The 16,154-nt window shown below is 56.5% G+C and carries 16 protein-coding genes and 1 tRNA gene; 10 read left to right on the top strand and 7 right to left on the bottom strand.

Annotated features, from left to right (window positions below):
• Positions 1-20: 20 nt before the first annotated feature.
• A complete protein-coding gene (locus OC373_RS08550) occupies positions 21-509 on the bottom strand; it encodes a YetF domain-containing protein (protein ID WP_070427252.1) in 489 nt (162 codons plus the stop codon).
• Positions 510-665: 156 nt separating this feature from the next.
• Here OC373_RS08550 and OC373_RS08545 point away from each other — a divergent pair, with 156 nt between their 5' ends.
• Both OC373_RS08545 and OC373_RS08540 read left to right on the top strand, forming a co-directional pair.
• Positions 666-1,037 (top strand): hypothetical protein, encoded by a 372-nt coding sequence (locus OC373_RS08545; protein ID WP_070427251.1) that lies wholly within the window; start codon positions 666-668, stop codon positions 1,035-1,037.
• A 17-nt stretch (positions 1,038-1,054) separates the two neighbouring features.
• Positions 1,055-1,219: a hypothetical protein gene (locus OC373_RS08540; protein WP_019183030.1), complete on the top strand. Its 165-nt coding sequence runs from the start codon at positions 1,055-1,057 to the stop codon at positions 1,217-1,219.
• A gap of 84 nt (positions 1,220-1,303) precedes the next feature.
• Here OC373_RS08540 and OC373_RS08535 read toward each other — a convergent pair.
• A tRNA-Arg gene (locus tag OC373_RS08535) sits at positions 1,304-1,380 on the bottom strand.
• Between the two features lie 124 nt (positions 1,381-1,504).
• Here OC373_RS08535 and OC373_RS08530 point away from each other — a divergent pair.
• The 8 genes from OC373_RS08530 to OC373_RS08495 all read left to right on the top strand — a co-directional run bounded on the left by OC373_RS08530 (position 1,505) and on the right by OC373_RS08495 (position 9,632).
• Positions 1,505-2,107, top strand: a complete 603-nt coding sequence (locus OC373_RS08530; protein ID WP_261997489.1) for a phosphatase PAP2 family protein — start codon at positions 1,505-1,507, stop codon at positions 2,105-2,107.
• A 117-nt stretch (positions 2,108-2,224) separates the two neighbouring features.
• Positions 2,225-2,554 (top strand): hypothetical protein, encoded by a 330-nt coding sequence (locus OC373_RS08525; RefSeq protein ID WP_261997488.1) that lies wholly within the window; start codon positions 2,225-2,227, stop codon positions 2,552-2,554.
• A 92-nt stretch (positions 2,555-2,646) separates the two neighbouring features.
• Entirely contained in the window at positions 2,647-3,753 is a 1,107-nt protein-coding gene (locus tag OC373_RS08520) for a polysaccharide biosynthesis/export family protein (protein ID WP_261997487.1), read from the top strand.
• 55 nt (positions 3,754-3,808) lie between these two features.
• Complete coding sequence (locus OC373_RS08515) at positions 3,809-4,456, top strand: YjbF family lipoprotein (protein ID WP_261997486.1); 648 nt, start codon at positions 3,809-3,811, stop codon at positions 4,454-4,456.
• On the top strand, positions 4,453-5,232 hold the full coding sequence (locus OC373_RS08510; protein WP_261997485.1) for a capsule biosynthesis GfcC family protein: 780 nt from the start codon (positions 4,453-4,455) through the stop codon (positions 5,230-5,232). Before OC373_RS08515 ends, OC373_RS08510 begins: the two co-directional genes overlap by 4 nt.
• Positions 5,229-7,370, top strand: a complete 2,142-nt coding sequence (locus tag OC373_RS08505; RefSeq protein WP_315985455.1) for a YjbH domain-containing protein — start codon at positions 5,229-5,231, stop codon at positions 7,368-7,370. Before OC373_RS08510 ends, OC373_RS08505 begins: the two co-directional genes overlap by 4 nt.
• 69 nt (positions 7,371-7,439) lie before the next feature.
• A complete protein-coding gene (locus OC373_RS08500) occupies positions 7,440-8,555 on the top strand; it encodes a glycosyltransferase (RefSeq protein ID WP_261997484.1) in 1,116 nt (371 codons plus the stop codon).
• Positions 8,556-8,585: 30 nt separating this feature from the next.
• Complete coding sequence (locus OC373_RS08495; RefSeq protein ID WP_261997483.1) at positions 8,586-9,632, top strand: NAD(P)-dependent oxidoreductase; 1,047 nt, start codon at positions 8,586-8,588, stop codon at positions 9,630-9,632.
• 316 nt (positions 9,633-9,948) lie between these two features.
• Here the strand turns inward: OC373_RS08495 and OC373_RS08490 are convergent, their stop codons facing one another.
• From OC373_RS08490 to OC373_RS08470, 5 genes are all read right to left on the bottom strand, one after another.
• Complete coding sequence (locus OC373_RS08490; protein WP_261997482.1) at positions 9,949-11,172, bottom strand: hypothetical protein; 1,224 nt, start codon at positions 11,170-11,172, stop codon at positions 9,949-9,951.
• 139 nt (positions 11,173-11,311) lie between these two features.
• A complete protein-coding gene (locus OC373_RS08485; protein ID WP_261997562.1) occupies positions 11,312-12,166 on the bottom strand; it encodes a glycosyltransferase family 1 protein in 855 nt (284 codons plus the stop codon).
• A gap of 243 nt (positions 12,167-12,409) precedes the next feature.
• A complete protein-coding gene (locus OC373_RS08480; RefSeq protein ID WP_261997481.1) occupies positions 12,410-13,615 on the bottom strand; it encodes a glycosyltransferase family 4 protein in 1,206 nt (401 codons plus the stop codon).
• Positions 13,612-14,607, bottom strand: coding sequence for a glycosyltransferase (locus OC373_RS08475; protein WP_261997480.1), 996 nt, complete (start codon positions 14,605-14,607; stop codon positions 13,612-13,614). The genes OC373_RS08480 and OC373_RS08475 overlap by 4 nt, the downstream gene beginning before the upstream one ends.
• The gene (locus tag OC373_RS08470; RefSeq protein ID WP_261997479.1) at positions 14,604-16,076 is read right to left on the bottom strand and encodes a flippase; all 1,473 of its coding nucleotides are present in this window, start codon (positions 16,074-16,076) and stop codon (positions 14,604-14,606) included. The genes OC373_RS08475 and OC373_RS08470 overlap by 4 nt, the downstream gene beginning before the upstream one ends.
• Between the last annotated feature and the right edge of the window lie 78 nt (positions 16,077-16,154).

Below are 16,154 nucleotides of genomic sequence, written 5' to 3'. Positions count from 1 at the left end.
TGCCGGGCGAACGCCTCGGCTCAGTCATCGCCTTCGGAACGGCGCTTGTTCACCGTGATCTCGCCGGAGGTTTCCAGCACCGCCAGGTCCACCTGCCCGAAGCCCTCGCAGCCGTTGGCGCGCATCGCCACCTCCAGATCGGCCGGGCTGACATTGCAGCGTTTCACCTGGTCCCAGTAGATCGTGCCGTGCCGCGCCAGCACTACCGGCACCCCTTCCACGATCTCATTGAGGCGCGTGCTGCGCGCGCCCAGAAAGCCGACAAACCAGTTCAGCCCGATCAGGGTGGCGGCCAGGATGAGCCCGCCGGGCAGCGAGGTGTCCTCACCGATCAACGAGTTCTGCACGGCCGTGCCCAGCAGCACGATCACCAGGATGTCGAACGGGGTGGATTGCCCCATTGAGCGCTTTCCGCTCATGCGGGTCAGCAACAGCACCACCACGTACACCGCAACCGCGCGGACGACGAACTCCCACCATTCCATTCCCAGCTCGAACATCGCATGCATGGCAGCAGCCTCCGTGTGGCGAGGTCTGGACGATAGGAACTCCCGGGTGAAGCCCATGGGAGCACCCGCCCTTCACAGGACACCTGCCGCTTCGTAACAGCGGCAGGGCTAGCGTCGGGGCATCACCGCCCTACCCGATTGCGCAGGAGATATGCCATGCAGCACGACAAAATCCCGCCCGCCTCCACCGAAGACGCCCATGCCACCCACAACTGCCCTCCGGCGGACGGTAAGGTCGACAAGCAGCGCACCTCGGAGAACCACGACGAAGCGCTGGAAGAGACCTTCCCTGCGAGCGATCCGATCTCCCCGTTCGTCGCGGCCAAGCCGCCGAAGGATGACGAGGACGAAAAAGATCCGGATGCAGCGCGGCTGAAGACGGAGAACGAGGGCTACAACCAGCACGGCCACGGCAAGGGTGGCAAGGCAGGTGAAGGGGAACCGGATGGCGTCCGCGAGGACGACGGCATCACCCAGCCCAATTTCGGCCAGGGTGGGACGTCGGGCAAGCAGACGCTGGATCGCTGACCAAACGAGGACATGTCATGACCACGACACCGCAAGCCCCGGCTACGAAAGAAGATGATCAGCAGAAGAGCCATACCCCGGACAAGCTGAGGAACGATGACGCCCGGTGGAAGGACAAGGACATGCCGGAGGCGGAGCATGGGGCGACGCCTGAGGATTATGAGCGGCCCGGGAAAGTCTGAGCGCCAGTGGCCTATCGGCCCCACCCGAATCGCACGCCTGTGGAACCCTCCGCCGCCGACATCGCGGCTCTCAACGGAGGTGGATGGTGACCCCGGCCCGATTCGAACGGGCGACCTTCCCCTTAGGAGGGGGACGCTCTATCCAGCTGAGCTACGGGGCCACGGAGGGCGTAAAGGATACAGGCAAACCATGGGCCTCATCCACGCCCGGCCGTTTGCCCACCACTCATCACCGGAGATGCCAACTGCCCTATGCTCCTCCGTCCCCTGCGATAAGTGACATGGATGCATCCTCTTTGGGCCACCCTTTCCCAACTCGGCGATAGCCGCTGGCTTTTGCCACTGAGCCTAGTGCTGATCCTCTTCGGCCCCAAAGAGAGCCGCGCCCTTCGCATTCGCTGGGCGACCGGCTTGACTGTTGCCGCTGGGCTTACGCTGGCCTCCAAGCTGGCCTTCCTGGGTTGGGGCATCGGCTGGGCCCGGCTGGACTTCACCGGATTCAGCGGTCACGCCACCATGACGGCAGCGGTTTATCCGGTCGCCCTGTATCTCGCCGCATCTGGTCGGCTCCCGAAACCCCTCCTTTGGGCACTGCTTGGGTCGCTGCTTGCTGCCACGGTCGCCTATTCGCGCCTACCCCTTAACGCCCACTCCGCATCTGAGGTGGTGAGTGGGTGGCTGCTGGGCACGGCGGCGACGGTTTTCGCCCTGTCGGCGCGCGCCACAGGCTGGACAACGCCCCTACCCACTCTTGCCGCGTCAGTCATAGTGGGACTGGCGGTCCCAATGCTGATGCCCACGGTCCGGACCCACGATGTGGTCATACGCCTTGCGACCGAGCTGTCAGGCCGCGACCAAGTCTTCAATCGACATCATTTTGTGCGATAGGCGTCAAATATTGGACGCAACGAACCCAGCCCAGGCGCCCAAACCGACTTGACACTGAATAGCCTTCAACGCGAAGATGACGGCGAAAATTTACCTCACGGAGTAGGAAACCCCGTTATGAAGAAGATCTTTGCCGCTCTCGCCCTCGTGGCTTTCTCCCCGATGGCTCTGGCTCAGGAAGCCCAGGTTGAGCAGGCTGCTGGTGCTGAAGGCACCACCGCTGCCACCAGCGCAGAAGTCGCCGGCACCGGCGCCGCCACCGGTGCCGCCACCGGCGCCCTCACCACTGCGGCCGTGATCGGCGCCGGCATCGCTGTCGCTGCAGTCGCATACAGCGTCGCGTCCGACAGCAGCAGTGGTGATGACGCAGGCAACAACAACGGCGGCGGCACGACGCCCCCGCCGACCGGCACCACCGGCACGACCGGTACGACCGGCACCAACTGATCCGCTAGTCGGAGTCAGGTCATTACGCCCTCGCCGGGCGCAGGTCCGGCGGGGGTTTTTGTTTTGCCCGACAGGGCCAGGAAGAATCATCGATGGACTGCAAGCGTCTCGGCGCCACTCTGGCGTTCGCCCTCACCCTGTCTGGCTGCGTGTTTGCACCCGGTCAACATATGCGATCGAGCGCTCTAGCTCGTGATGACCAGCCGATCGGGAACGATCAAATCGAACTGATACCGATCACGCCTAAGCTGATCGCTATGGACCGTGCCGCCCGCGATGTTCCAACGTTGCCAAGCGCACTCACCGGGTATCAACCTGGGCCCTATCGAATCGGGGCGGGGGATAGTCTCTACATTACTGTATGGGATCATCCCGAGTTGACCGTTCCTGCTGGACCTCAGCAGCAGCTCAATGCGGCGGGCCGTCCGGTGCAGTCTGACGGCACATTGTTCTACCCGTATATTGGAAAAATCGCAGCCGCTGGCAAGACGCCCGTTGAGCTGCGTGAAGAGATCATGACGAAGCTGGCTCGATATATTGAGTCGCCTCAGGTTGATGTATCCATGCTTGGTTACGGCAGCCAGCGCGTCTGGGTCACAGGCGCATCACGCCAGGCTGCCACTGTGCCATTGACCGTGACTCCACTGACCCTCGGCGATGCTATCAGTCAATCCGGACTTGATCCGACGCAGGCCGACCTGTCGGGAGTGCGGCTTACACGCGAAGGCGTGACTTACACGATCGACCTCGACCGTCTCGGTCGTCAGGGAGGCGGTGCCACTAACGTATTCCTCAAGGCGAATGATCACCTCTACGTCCCCTATCTGGACCGGAAGGAGGTGTTTGTCGTCGGCGAAGTCAACCAGCCCGGCGCCTTGAGCTTCAAGACCAGTGACATTTCGCTGAGCCAGGCCCTTGGCCGTGCGCGCGGCCTGCAGCAGTCGACCTCCAACGGCAACGCTGTGTACGTGATCCGTGGCTCGACCGATCTGCAAAGCACCCCCTCAATCGTGTATCAGCTGGAAGCCAAATCACCAGCGGCTTTCGCCGTTGCCAGCCAGTTTGAACTCCTCCCGGGCGATGTGGTCTTCGTTGGCGCAGCTGGCGTGACCCGTTGGAGCCGCTTCGTTAATCAGCTGCTTCCGTTTACCTCGATCATCAGCAACGCCGCAAGCGCGCGTAACGATCTCGACAATTGACGGTAGCCAAGTGATGAGCAGGACCGCTCTCGTTGCGCCGCAACGGAACCGAGGGATGCGCGGCTTGGCCGCGCTCGTGCTGGTGGCGATCACTCTGTCAGGCTGCGGCGTGGTGGGGCGCACCAGCATCAAGACAGTGCAGATGGCTATGCAAGGAAAGCCTGACGTGCATCCAACGACTGGCGATGTGGCAGCCAATCGGTATCCTCAAATCAAGGTGACCGGCCCCCACGGAGGCGCGGTACTGGTGCTGGGGAACGTTGATGGCAACCGTCAAGCTTGGTACAGCAGCGACCGCAGCATCGTGTTCCTAGAGGATGGCCTGCTCGTGGGTACGCACGGCGGCACGCCGGAGCTGCACGGGATGCGCATCGACGGCAATAACCCCTTCCATGATCTGCGTCAGATCAGAACGTCAATCACCATCCAGCGCCAGTACGACGTCATGCCGGGCTACCGCTTCGGGATGACGGTGACCGGCACGCTAGAGCGCATTGGCATCGAGAAAATCGAGATTCTGGACGCCACTCGTGCATTGCTGCACGTTCGCGAACGGCTCAACGGCCAAGACTGGAAGCGCGAGAACCATTACTGGGTCGACCCGGGCAATGGTTTCATCTGGAAGAGCGTGCAGGCCATCGCGCCGGATGCGAGCTTGGAGATCATCCAGCTCAAACCTTACTCCCAGGACCTGAAACGTTGATCACCTTGCGCCTGGCCGCCCTCGCCCTCTGCGCGGCGGTTTCTTGCTCCGTATGCGCCGCGCCGCTGGTCACCGTCGAAGTGATGGGCAGTGTCCGTACTCCGGGGGCGCTGACGCTTCCCAGCGGCTCTCGCTTGTCTGATGCAGCGCTGGCAGGCGCGCCAGACGAGCATAGCTACCTGCTTGGCGCCGCCTTGTTTAGGCGTAGCGAACTCGTCGCGCAGACCCGCCTCAAAACAGGCCTACTGTTCGATCTTGAACTGCTTGAAAGCCGGGCGAGTGTCGACCCAGACGGCGCCGCAGCAGCAGGTCGCATCGCCGGAGACCTCTCGGCGATGCCCGTCACGGGTCGCATTGTCCAGATGCTGTCGCCTCGTGCATTGGAAATGGACCTCAGCAGTAATCGCCCTTTGGTCGATGGCGACAGGCTGTATTACCCGTCGAGGCCCAACACAGTGACCGTGCTGGGCGCGGTCGAGCGACCCTGCTCGATCACCCACCGCCCTCTCCAGCAGCCCCTTGATTACGCGCGGCACTGTACCGTTCTGGCTGCCGCCAACCAGGATGATCTGTTCGTCATTCAACCTGACGGCAAGATAGAAAGACTCGGAATCGCGCTTTGGAATCGGAGCCCGTCGTCGGCCCTGGCCCCAGGCGCTCTCATCTATGTTCCGCTCAATGCGAAAGCTCTGCGCAACGTCAATCCCGATTTCAACGAGGATGCCGCGCGCTTCCTCGCCACCCAGGCGCTCGATGCGCCCGGAGCACCGAAGTGACCAGTTTCGACAAAACACCGAGCGCCCGGGTGGGTCTTGCGCTACTCAGCATGAGCATCAGTTCCGCACTGTACGCGCAGAGTGCTCCGCCCCCCACCGCCAGTGACTGGGGTGGCATCGGCCTTTTGCAGACACCAACCGCACGCATGGCGGACGAGGGCGAACTTGCCTTCACCGCCAGTCATACCTCCCCTTACAGCCGCTACAACATTGTTCTACAACCGCTGCCATGGCTGGAAGGCGCGTTTCGCTATGTATCAGTGGCCAATCGCCGCTACGGCCCTGAGTGGCTAAGCGGCCAGCAGAACTACAAGGACAAGTCGATCGACGTCAAAGTCCGGCTGCTTGAAGAGAGCCGCTGGACGCCCGAAGTATCTGCCGGCTTCCGCGACATAGGCGGTACCGGGCTGTTCTCCAGCGAATACATGGTAGCAAGCAAGCGATTCGGCCCCGTTGATGCAAGCATCGGTCTGGCCACCGGGTACATCGGAAACCGCGGAGACTTCAAGAATCCGCTGGCAGCCATTGACGATAAGTTCGAGAACCGGCCACGTGCCCGAGGCACCGGCAATTTCAACGGCAAGGGCGTATTCCGGGGTCCAGTCGGTGTCTTTGGCGGCATCGCTTACCAGACTCCGTGGGAGCCTTTGCAGCTCAAGCTTGAGTACGATGGCAATGACTATAAGCACGAGCCACAGAGTAACCACCAGGATCAACGCACTCCGTTCAATCTGGGTGCCTCCTATGCACTGAACAGGAACATCCAGCTTCACGCGGCTTGGGAACGGGGCAACACCGCGATGTTCGCGCTCACGCTGCACACCAATCTAGCCAACGCGCAATCGACTGCCAAGCCACTGGATCCGCTACCGCTGCCAATGCGGAAACAGTCTACAGATGGGGAAGTTGTTGCCAATGGCAACGATCTTTCCCGCGTCGACTGGGCGGACGTTGCCCGGTCGCTGGAAAGCAATGCAGGCATGCGGATCCACAGTATTGAGAAGCGCGAGCACGAGCTGATCGTAAGCGGTGAACAGCGGCGCTTTGCGTATCCCGCCCAAGGACTTGGCCGGGCTGCCCGAGTTCTGGACAGTCAGCTCCCAGACGACGTCAGTTGGATCACAGTGCAGAACACGCGACTCGGTGTACCCATCGTTGAAACCAGCATGGACAGAGCCACCTTCGCTAGCTATATCGACCACCGGGTATCACTGCAAGAGTTGGCAGGCCACATCGAGATAAACCCACCTGCGCAGCAGACCCGAGAAGCGCTGTATCAGGCACCTCTGCGGAGATATGACGGCGCCCTCAATGTAGGGTATCGCCAAACGCTGGGAGGCCCTGATGGCTTCGTCTTGTTTCAGGTGGCGGGCACCTATGGCGCAAACGTCTACCTCAAGCGCAACCTTTGGCTCAACGGCGGCCTGAGCTACAACGCGTACAACAACTACGACAAGTTCCGATACGACGCTCCAAGCCGCCTTCCCCGAGTACGTACTTACATCCGGCAGTATCTGACAACCGAGGACCTGACGATCCCGACACTTCAGCTGACGGGAACCCGCCAATTGGGTCGTGACCTGTACGGCATGGCGTACGCTGGGCTGTTTGAATCCATGTACGGCGGCGTTGGCGGCGAAGTGATGTATCGGCCGCTCAATGAGCGTTGGGCAATGGGCGCCGAACTGAACTGGGTGAAACAGCGGGATTTCGATCAACGCTTCAGTTTCCGCGACTACAGCGTGACCACGGGGCATGCCAGCTTCTACTATTCCTGGGGAGATGAAGGCCGTGTTGTCAGCATCGTGAGTGCAGGGAGGTATCTGGCCAAGGACTGGGGCGCCACCCTGACCGTCGCTCGCGCATTCAATAATGGTGTCAGCATGGGTGCCTACGCGACCAAGACCGACGTATCCTCCAATGACTTCGGCGAAGGCAGTTTCGACAAGGGCATTTACGTCTCTGTTCCCTTTGATTTCCTTCTGCCACGTTCGACGCGTGCAAGAGCGAACTTTACCTGGAACCCGCTATATCGCGACGGCGGCGCGCGCCTGTCGCGTAGCTACGGCTTGTACCAGATGACATCGGAACGCGACCCTGACTTCTTCTTCGACAACCTGAAACGCATCAGCGATTGATTTTTGTGCGCTTGCGATCAAGCTCAATGGCGCGCCGCCCATGAAATGTAACAAACAAGGAAAGAAACGATGCGCACGGCGATTGTGCACTACTGGATGATCAATATGCGCGGAGGGGAAAAGGTACTCGAAGCGCTTTGTGAGGCCTATCCGGACGCAGACATCTTTACGCATGTCTATGCGCCTGAAGAGATGTCAGCAACAATCAATTCGCACCAGGTCTATACGACGTTCATTTCCAAGCTGCCGCGCGCGTCTCGCTGGTATCAGAAGTACCTACCCCTGATGCCGCTCGCCCTCGAAGAGCTCGACCTTACAGAATACGACCTGATCATTTCCAGCGAATCCGGCCCGGCCAAGGGTGTCATCACGCGACCTGATTCCACGCACATCTGCTATTGCCATAGCCCGATGCGGTATCTATGGGATCAATATCATCTCTATCGCCAAAACGCAGGCCTGGTAACCCGCACCCTGATGCCAGTCCTGGCACATTATCTTAGAATGTGGGACATTTCGACGGCTTCTCGGGTGGACAAGTTCATTGCCAACTCGCGCTCAATTCGAGCTCGAATAAAAAAATTCTATCGTAGAGATGCAGACGTCATCCATCCACCCTGCGACGTTGATGCCTTCGTGCCTGCGCCCGATCATGAAATTGGCAACTACTACCTTGCCGTGGGGCAATTGGTTGCCTATAAGCGCTTCGACATCGCCGTGAGAGCTTTCACTCAATCCGGCAAAAAACTTGTTGTCATAGGGGAAGGAGAGGAGCGCACCAGGCTTGAAGCGATAGCCGGAGACAGCGTCACGTTTCTTGGGAAGGCGCCTTTCGAACTACTCAAGCACCATTATTCCAGATGCCGCGCTCTTATCTTCCCCGGTGAGGAGGATTTTGGAATCGTTCCTGTTGAAGCGATGGCATCGGGAAGGCCAGTCATCGCTTACAAACGAGGTGGTGCTCTGGACACGGTGGTACAGGGCCTGACTGGTCATTTCTTTGCAGAGCAATCTCCGACAGCCTTAGCGAAGGCCGTAGATGAGTTCGAGAGCGAGCTACATCTGTACGAACCAGCCAAGATTTCCGCCGCAGCACAAAAATATAGCCGTGAGCGTTTTATCCAAAATATCAAGTTAACTGTCGAGCGCGAAGTTCGGAACAATCAGCAAAGTCTATCCAATTAACGTGAACTTTAACCTTCCTAGGAACTTCAAGTGAGCTGCATAGTCATCTTTGGAGGAAGCGGCTTTATCGGTACGTTCTTCGCCGATTTCCTCCTCAATAATGGAGTAGCGGAGAAGATCTATCTCGTTGATGTGGAGTCACCTCTCGAGAAGCCCTTCCCCTTCAGGCACAGAATTATCGCCAAGCATGGGGAGCGAATTGAATTTGTCAGACTGGACGTTCGCGAAAAAATTGAGTTCTCCCCGCCGGAGCCTGTCTTCCTGACAGCGAACTTTGCAGCAGTTCACAGAGAGCCTGGCCACCTCAGCGCCGAGTACTTTGAGACTAACCTCCGCGGCGCCGAAAACGTGTGTGATTGGGCGACACGAATCGAGTGCGAGAACTTGATTTTCACGTCGTCCATCTCCCCGTACGGGGTGAGCGAGTTGACTAAGGATGAGACAACGCTACCAGTTCCTGTGACGGCATACGGAGCATCCAAACTCGTGGCTGAGAAAATCCACAACACTTGGCAGGCATGGTCGCCAAATAAGCGACGATTGGTAATTGCCCGCCCGGGCGTAGTATTCGGCCCCGGGGAGGGGGGCAACGTGACCCGGCTCGTTCGTGCCGTGAGCAGGGGGTACTTCTGCTACATGGGCAATCGCGCGACACGCAAAGCCGGGATCTACGTCAAAGAACTTTGCAATGCCTTGTGGTGGACATTCAAGGAGCGAGCGTCACAATCAGAATTTCCAATACTCTTCAACGGGACCATGAATCCAGGACCGTCCATTGAAGAATACGTGAATGCGGTGATCTCCACACGAGGGCGCAGAGCAATTGTACCCACTGCGCCCTTCCCGCTCCTTCTGGCGGCGTCCTACCTTATTGATGGACTTGCTAAGCCACTCCGGATTACGCATCCATTTGATCCCGTGCGGATGCGCAAGCTCGTAAGGTCGAACAATGTGCTGCCATCCTTCCTGATTTCGAACGGATACAATTATATCTACACGCTTAGAACGGCCATGGATGACTGGAAACTGGAGTGTCCAGATGACTGGGACATGACAGGTCAGCAGACTAAGAACTAGGATACTCGCGCCAGCCTACTAATCGGGAGCCGCACGGATTACTTCGGTTCCGTCACAGCCTTCTAGACGAAGTCAAGCGAATCAGTTTTAGCTCCAACAAACTAATAATGATCAGCTAACCAAACTATATCGCAGTGAGGCTCTCAACGCAGCTCGACGAAGCAGTAATGACTCTCCCGCCTCGCGAGCTGCAAACAGCACACGTTAACTTGCCATATGATCTGATAAAGATTAGCGTGCAGCTTTGCACGGCACCCATGGCATCGGACCCACTAGGCCGGGGCTACTAAGCAACGCCCCTTATCCTTGGAATCCCTCAGCCGACTTGCCGCTCAGCCCCGCCGTTCCTGCCCGCAGAAAAACTGCCGTTTTTAGCGTTCGCGGCAGTCTTTGACGACAGATTCCAGGCTGTGCAGGCGCCGAGAATTATAAAAAAGTTTGTAAGCGTCGGAGGAAGCCATGCCGCGCCATCCGACAGAGAGGCGCCCAGGTATGCGACTATTGGAGTCAGATAGATACTCCCGCGTAATGCCCAAGCCTTAAGCAACACAAATGTTGCGAAGGCCGTTGACACGATAACTCCGAACATCTGAATCATCGACAGCGAAGTAATCTCGTAGATCTCTGCGAAGGCGCGGGGATGGAAGAGCATGCCTGAGAAGAGCAATTCGGGCTCCCTACCCACATCTTCCAGATATCCTATGACTTTGATCACCCGACCGCCGCCCTGACTAAGATCTCGGTTAAGCAAGCGTTCTTGCAGAATAGTGGCGATAAGACTGTCGCCAAATAATACATACAGAGCAACTGGAACGCCAAAGCACAGCGCTGCGAACGATGCCAGCACAGCAGATCGCACGCCCCCCTTATACGACAACAGAAGGTGAAGACAGCCGGCCGCGAATCCCATGAACACAGAGGCGGAGGCAGTGAGAAGACACGCCAGCCCCATAACGCACAATGTCAAGATAAAGCGACGAGATTGCTCCCTCAGAATCGAAATATAGGCAAATCCGATAAGTATGATGTTTACGCCAAAAAGGTTGCCATTCTGATACGTCGACGTAGCCTTCAGATAACCGAGGCCCCAAATCATATTACTCTTCTCGGCGAGAAAGTCTGGAGACATAGCATCCTGATAGTTTGCGGTAAGGCCAGGAACCACAACCACATAATCCCCAAAAATCTTTTGGGCAAACGCGTACATAACCAGCACCCAGAAACACCAACCAATCATTCCCTTGACAATGGACCACCTTACCTCCACGTCATACGCCGCAAAGAGAACGACGAACGACGACAGTGCGGCAAGATAGGCAAATATCTGCGGCGCGGCTAGATACTGATACCCGATCGAATTGGCATTGAGTACAAAGAATAGAATAAATGACCCCAGCACCGCGCCAACCAATCCTACATTCTCAATCCTTCTGAGCACACAGGGAATACTCCAAGCCTGCAGGATCAGCATCGATAGAATTGAAATATAAATCGGAAATCCGCCAACCTTAATTCCAGCTTTTGGGAAAACGAGCGTCACGACTATAAAGAACCAGAATATGTATTTAACCACTTTAGATCCATTCGACGGACGAGTAGCGGGACAAGCCTTTGGCTAGGCACACCACTCGGAGTGTTGATCCCTTTATTAACATCAACCTGCTCCGAGCTGCAACCATTCAACCAATAGGCCGCTCAGCTAGTAGATAACGCTCAATCACTGAAGCAACCCCGTCCCAAGAGTATTGAGACGCGCGCCGCACGCCAAGAATCTGAGCGTCTCTTCTAACGCCCACGTCTTTCACGACGCTAGCGATCCCACGCGCGATATCGATATCGTTGAGTGGATTAACCCCGATTGCCGCACCGCCCGCCACTTCTTCAAGCGCTGTCGTATTGGACGCAATGACTGGGCAACCAACTGCCATCGCCTCGACTGCAGGCAACCCAAAGCCTTCATACAACGAGGGAAACAGTAAAGCGACTGCGCCTTGGTAGAGCTGGCATAATTCACTCTCACTGAGAGAGCCGGCGAACTCCACTCTCTCCGTCAATCCCTGAGCCTCAATCTCCTCGGCGAGTGCAGACGATGCTAACCCAGAAAATATCAGTCTAAGATGGGGAAAGCAGCTCAATGATGCCAAGGCACGAACTGACGCTCGCTCATTCTTGTGGACCTTCCTGTTCCCAACGGAGAAAAGGTATCCCCCGAACGCGTCACGCGTCACGTCATTCTTCTCGCAGTCGTTAAATGCGGAAGAAACACCGTTCCCGACACAGACAATATTAGAGCCGACTGCTCCAGACCATTCCTTAATGCGAGACTTAGAAAACTCCGAAACAGTAAATACCGTGCGAGCAGCCCTGCATGCCCGCCTAAGAACTACCTTATAATATAAACGCTTGACCCAGCTAGAGTTCTCTGGGACGTCTATATGATTTAGGTCGTGAACCGTGAAAATGAATCTATCCAATCCTATCAGAGGGGCGGTGTACCCAGGGGAGAAGACTACCGCATGGGGATTTAAAAGCATAAAAATACTTAGCTTAACAACATCGAATGGCGATGTCGGATTTCCCTTAATCGGCAGGTCTTGAACGCAGCCTATGCGCGATCGAACCTCCCGACAGAATCGGCCGATACCATTTTCCCCTTCCCAACGTCGATCAAAGTAAATCACGAGACCCTCCCCCGAGCGGCTTGCGCGAGAAAACAGATATGAAAAGAATCGGACCCTGAAGAGAATGACTGATGCGGGACTTCCAAGTGCTCGCAACTAGACATTCTGGCATTGGGGTTGAGAAGTAAGAGCGCGATAGAGAGCCTCATACTCCCCCACCATTCTATCCATATCGGTCAACCTAGATACAGAAGCTCTCGCGTTCGACATCATGTTTTCGCGCCGTGGTCGATCTTCAAAAATGGCACACATCGCATTGGCAAGTGACGTCGAATCACTTGGATCACAGATAATTCCCGCAACGTCGTGCTTCACGATTTCAGGAAGCCCTCCTCGGTTCGTAGCAATGACGGGAATCTCGTACGCCAACGACTCGAATGCAACCCCAGGAAAGGTGTCAGACCAAAGGGATGGGACGACGCTAACGTCAATTTCGCCGAAGAAGCAAGATGGACTCACGTAGCCAACAAACTCAATATTGGAGCCCTGAGCTAGTTCTTTTAAATACTGAACGTATACATCACTGCCACGACCCGCAATTTTTAGGGACATACCATCTCGTTCGATCATCTTGAATGACTCGATAAGCCACTCTATACCCTTGGATTTGACGAGCGTACCGATGAATCCAAACGTGATTGCATCTGTACTCGTTCTTGTTCGCGCTCGAGATGGAATCGGCCTTGCGTTATTGATAACCAGCTGCCTTGAGCTACGGAAGTAGCCATTGCCGCAGAGTTTGTCGAGCACGAACCGACTAACGCCCACTACTGCGTCGACATCAGCAGAGAGATGCGCATGCTGTGTTCGGAATAGCTTGCAACTTAGACACTGTCGTGGGCAACTCTCGTCCTTTCGGAACATGGTCGAGCGATAGCAAAGCAGGTATAGATCATGCAGAACCTGCACAATCGGAACGGAGGCCGACCTCAAGGCATCCCAAGTCGAAACGGAAAATCCGACGACATTGTGGCAGCTTGCCACGTCAGGGCGCTCCTTCTTCACTACGTCACCGACATACTTGCCCATGGCTGCGTTGTATCTGTCGCGCCAGTGCCAGCTGAGCTTTGCCAAGGCCCCCTGTTCGCCAGCCTCAAAGGGCCAGTACAAATTCTCGATTCCAGCGCGATATACCCTAACCCCGTCGACCGTCTCTTCAGACAGACCGACCCCAGGTCCAGTCGCGAGGACAACGACCTCGTGCCCCAAGCGTTGAATGCCCTCAACGATGGATTTAATTGTTATCTCCGCGCCACCTCCGATATGTGGTGAATAGAGGTAGTTGATATATAGAATTTTCATAGCGGGTACGCCCTATTGACACCAAGCCGACCTGCGAGACCATGGGCAATCGCAGTGAGCAGCAACCGAGTCCGCTTCAATTTGCCGAAACGAACGCCGCAAGCAGAGATGATGAAAGTGTAGAGGACGGCGTTTGCCACAAACAAAAGTCTGCTATCCGCCCCCTTGTTCCAGTCAAACCAAACTCTATTTCTGACGGAGTAATAGGCGCGGAAATCACCCTCCCCCGCAAGAAGGCCGCGCACGGCGCCCAACTTGGGAGTCGCTACGTTCCAAGAGAGCTCAAGGTCCTCCAGGGCGGCGCTTGTTGCGATCATCAGTCGACCGCCACTCGCCGTGATTCGGCTGGTGTACTCGGAGTCATCCGCGTACAGCACCAGCTCGCTCATTGGGAGCCCAATCCGCCTCAGAACTTCGCGTCTCACAAGTAGCCCACCGTATGGGCCGAACGGCACTTCTAAGAGCTTATGGGCTGGAGAGTGCCGCTTAGTGCGTCCCGTCAGGCGATCCGCCAGTTTTCCGGGAACATCCAGCACATGGAACCCTAGAAAGCTAGATCTACGATGTGTCGATGCTCCACTTGATATTGCAGCCTGGTGAGATTCTCTATATCCGAATACACCGTCCACCTCGCCAACCGGCGAAGAAGAACCCTGCGAAAGGATTTCAAGGAGAATTTCCAAGGCGCCCTGGACAGGAACATTGTCGTCATCCATTAGCCATATGTATGGTGCGGCCGTCGTAGCCAGGGCCCGCTCTATTCCAGCTGCGTAAGCGACAGCTGACCCTGTATTACGGCCCATATCGATAATATCTACGCGAGCGCCGTACTCCTCAGTGAGGGGAGAGAGGTCAGAGCTCGATCCATTATCAACTAGAACAATGCTACTTACACTTGGATTTCCCAAAACGGTTGACACCAACTTGGACACCAAGTCAATGCGATTACCGTAGGTAACTGTAACGAGAACGACACTGTTGGATATGTTCAAGTCCGCTCTCCGCTATGCTCTAGCTTCCGAAGGGAGAGCAACGCCACTGCCGCACAAGTGAGTGTCAGACACATCACAACTAAGGCGCGAGCCCACACTACCTCGATCTGCGAGGTGGCCCAAAGAAGCCCTGTGGCGATAGCACAAACAGCGACTGTGGCTAGCGACGTCTGTACGACTGTATTTTTGAGCCTCGCCAGAACAAAGCTCATGAGTAGAAGATCAAGGGCCATTCTGAGTGTCCATGCCATCGCCGCACCAAGAACACCGAAACTATGAAGCAGCCACCAGAGGCCGGCCGCGTAGATAGGGAGCTCGGCAATATGGATCTTAGCGGTTTTATCTGGCCGCCCGGCCGCTTGAAGCAGCGCGTGCGGAAGGCGCGCCATTGCGTTGAATAGGAAACCAAGTGCCAGCCACTGAAGCAACTTGTAGCTATCCGAAGCGAAGCTTTCGCTGATCCAAGCACCCAACGCTTCTTCTGCAAAGCAGTAAAGAATCGCTGCGATTGGAAGCACACCAAAAAACATGAGAACGCTGCTTTGACGATAGATCTCCTCCTCCCTGCCAGAGCCCTGGGCCGCGGCCTTTGTGAATTCCGGGAAGAGAACACCAACGACAGCAACCGGTATAAAGCTGAGCCGGGTGACCATATCGCCAGGTATTGAATAGGCGGGAAGGACTGCCAGCGCCAGAACAGCGCCGACGACTAGTCGATCAAGCTGCGACATAATGGGGCTGATCAAGTTGCTAACCGTGATCCAAGATCCGAATCGCCATAGTTCATTTAGATGGCTGGATGACCACAGGCCAAATCTTGGAAGATCCCCAACCAGTTTCTTGACGGCGAATATATAAATAGAAGTGGATAACAGCCGTAGAACAGCCAGCAGCGTGGTAGCTAGGATCAAGCTGGAAGTGAAGTGCAACGCCAACAGAGGCGCCAGAAAGTTCATCAACCCCGCTACGAGTCGCACCCTATTAATAAGAGCGAAAGCTCCGTAGGCTTCAAGAATGCCGATCATGGCTGACGCCGTCGTCACAAGCGGCAGACTGACCCCCATCACAATCAATGCCGCACTGAATTCTGCCGCGAAATGTCTGTCGACCTTCAAAATTTCAGAGACGATAAACGAGCTTGTGAAGACCAAAGGGAGCGCAAACACTGCTCCGAGAACCGCAATCGACAAAGTGCCGGTTGATACCAGCATTGGAATATCCCGACCTTGCTGCGCGATTCTGGCGGCAACCAGTCTTGTCAACGCCCGGCCCAGCCCAAGGTCAAAGACGCTGAAGTAGCCGATCACAGCCCATACAATGGTCAGAAATCCAAATCTGACCTCACCGTATCCTAGAAGCAACTGAGGTATGGCGTACAAGGCGAAGGCAAGGGGGATTCCAACGCCCACAAGATTCCAGATGAACCCGGAGCTGAATCGCCCTTTCAATAGCACAGTAGCCGCCCTCATTCGCCAATCGCCTGGAGAAGCAGCTCGTTACTATTCCGCGATGCGATCGACGCATACATGCGGGATCTGAGACAGCTT

The sequence above is a fragment of the Stenotrophomonas sp. Ste96 genome (assembly GCF_024519495.1).
Lineage (GTDB): Bacteria > Pseudomonadota > Gammaproteobacteria > Xanthomonadales > Xanthomonadaceae > Stenotrophomonas > Stenotrophomonas bentonitica_A.
Note: the sequence above shows the minus strand (reverse complement) of the source record. Positions and strands in the feature narration are given on the sequence as shown.

What these genes read in the sequence shown, in the direction of transcription:
- OC373_RS08550 (WP_070427252.1), bottom strand. Translation starts at nt 509, where the DNA reads ATGCATGCGATGTTCGAGCTGGGAATGGAATGGTGGGAGTTCGTCGTC.
- OC373_RS08545 (WP_070427251.1), top strand. Translation starts at nt 666, where the DNA reads ATGCAGCACGACAAAATCCCGCCCGCCTCCACCGAAGACGCCCATGCC.
- OC373_RS08540 (WP_019183030.1), top strand. Translation starts at nt 1,055, where the DNA reads ATGACCACGACACCGCAAGCCCCGGCTACGAAAGAAGATGATCAGCAG.
- OC373_RS08530 (WP_261997489.1), top strand. Translation starts at nt 1,505, where the DNA reads ATGCATCCTCTTTGGGCCACCCTTTCCCAACTCGGCGATAGCCGCTGG.
- OC373_RS08525 (WP_261997488.1), top strand. Translation starts at nt 2,225, where the DNA reads ATGAAGAAGATCTTTGCCGCTCTCGCCCTCGTGGCTTTCTCCCCGATG.
- OC373_RS08520 (WP_261997487.1), top strand. Translation starts at nt 2,647, where the DNA reads ATGGACTGCAAGCGTCTCGGCGCCACTCTGGCGTTCGCCCTCACCCTG.
- OC373_RS08515 (WP_261997486.1), top strand. Translation starts at nt 3,809, where the DNA reads ATGCGCGGCTTGGCCGCGCTCGTGCTGGTGGCGATCACTCTGTCAGGC.
- OC373_RS08500 (WP_261997484.1), top strand. Translation starts at nt 7,440, where the DNA reads ATGCGCACGGCGATTGTGCACTACTGGATGATCAATATGCGCGGAGGG.
- OC373_RS08485 (WP_261997562.1), bottom strand. Translation starts at nt 12,166, where the DNA reads ATGCTTTTAAATCCCCATGCGGTAGTCTTCTCCCCTGGGTACACCGCC.
- OC373_RS08480 (WP_261997481.1), bottom strand. Translation starts at nt 13,615, where the DNA reads ATGAAAATTCTATATATCAACTACCTCTATTCACCACATATCGGAGGT.
- OC373_RS08470 (WP_261997479.1), bottom strand. Translation starts at nt 16,076, where the DNA reads ATGAGGGCGGCTACTGTGCTATTGAAAGGGCGATTCAGCTCCGGGTTC.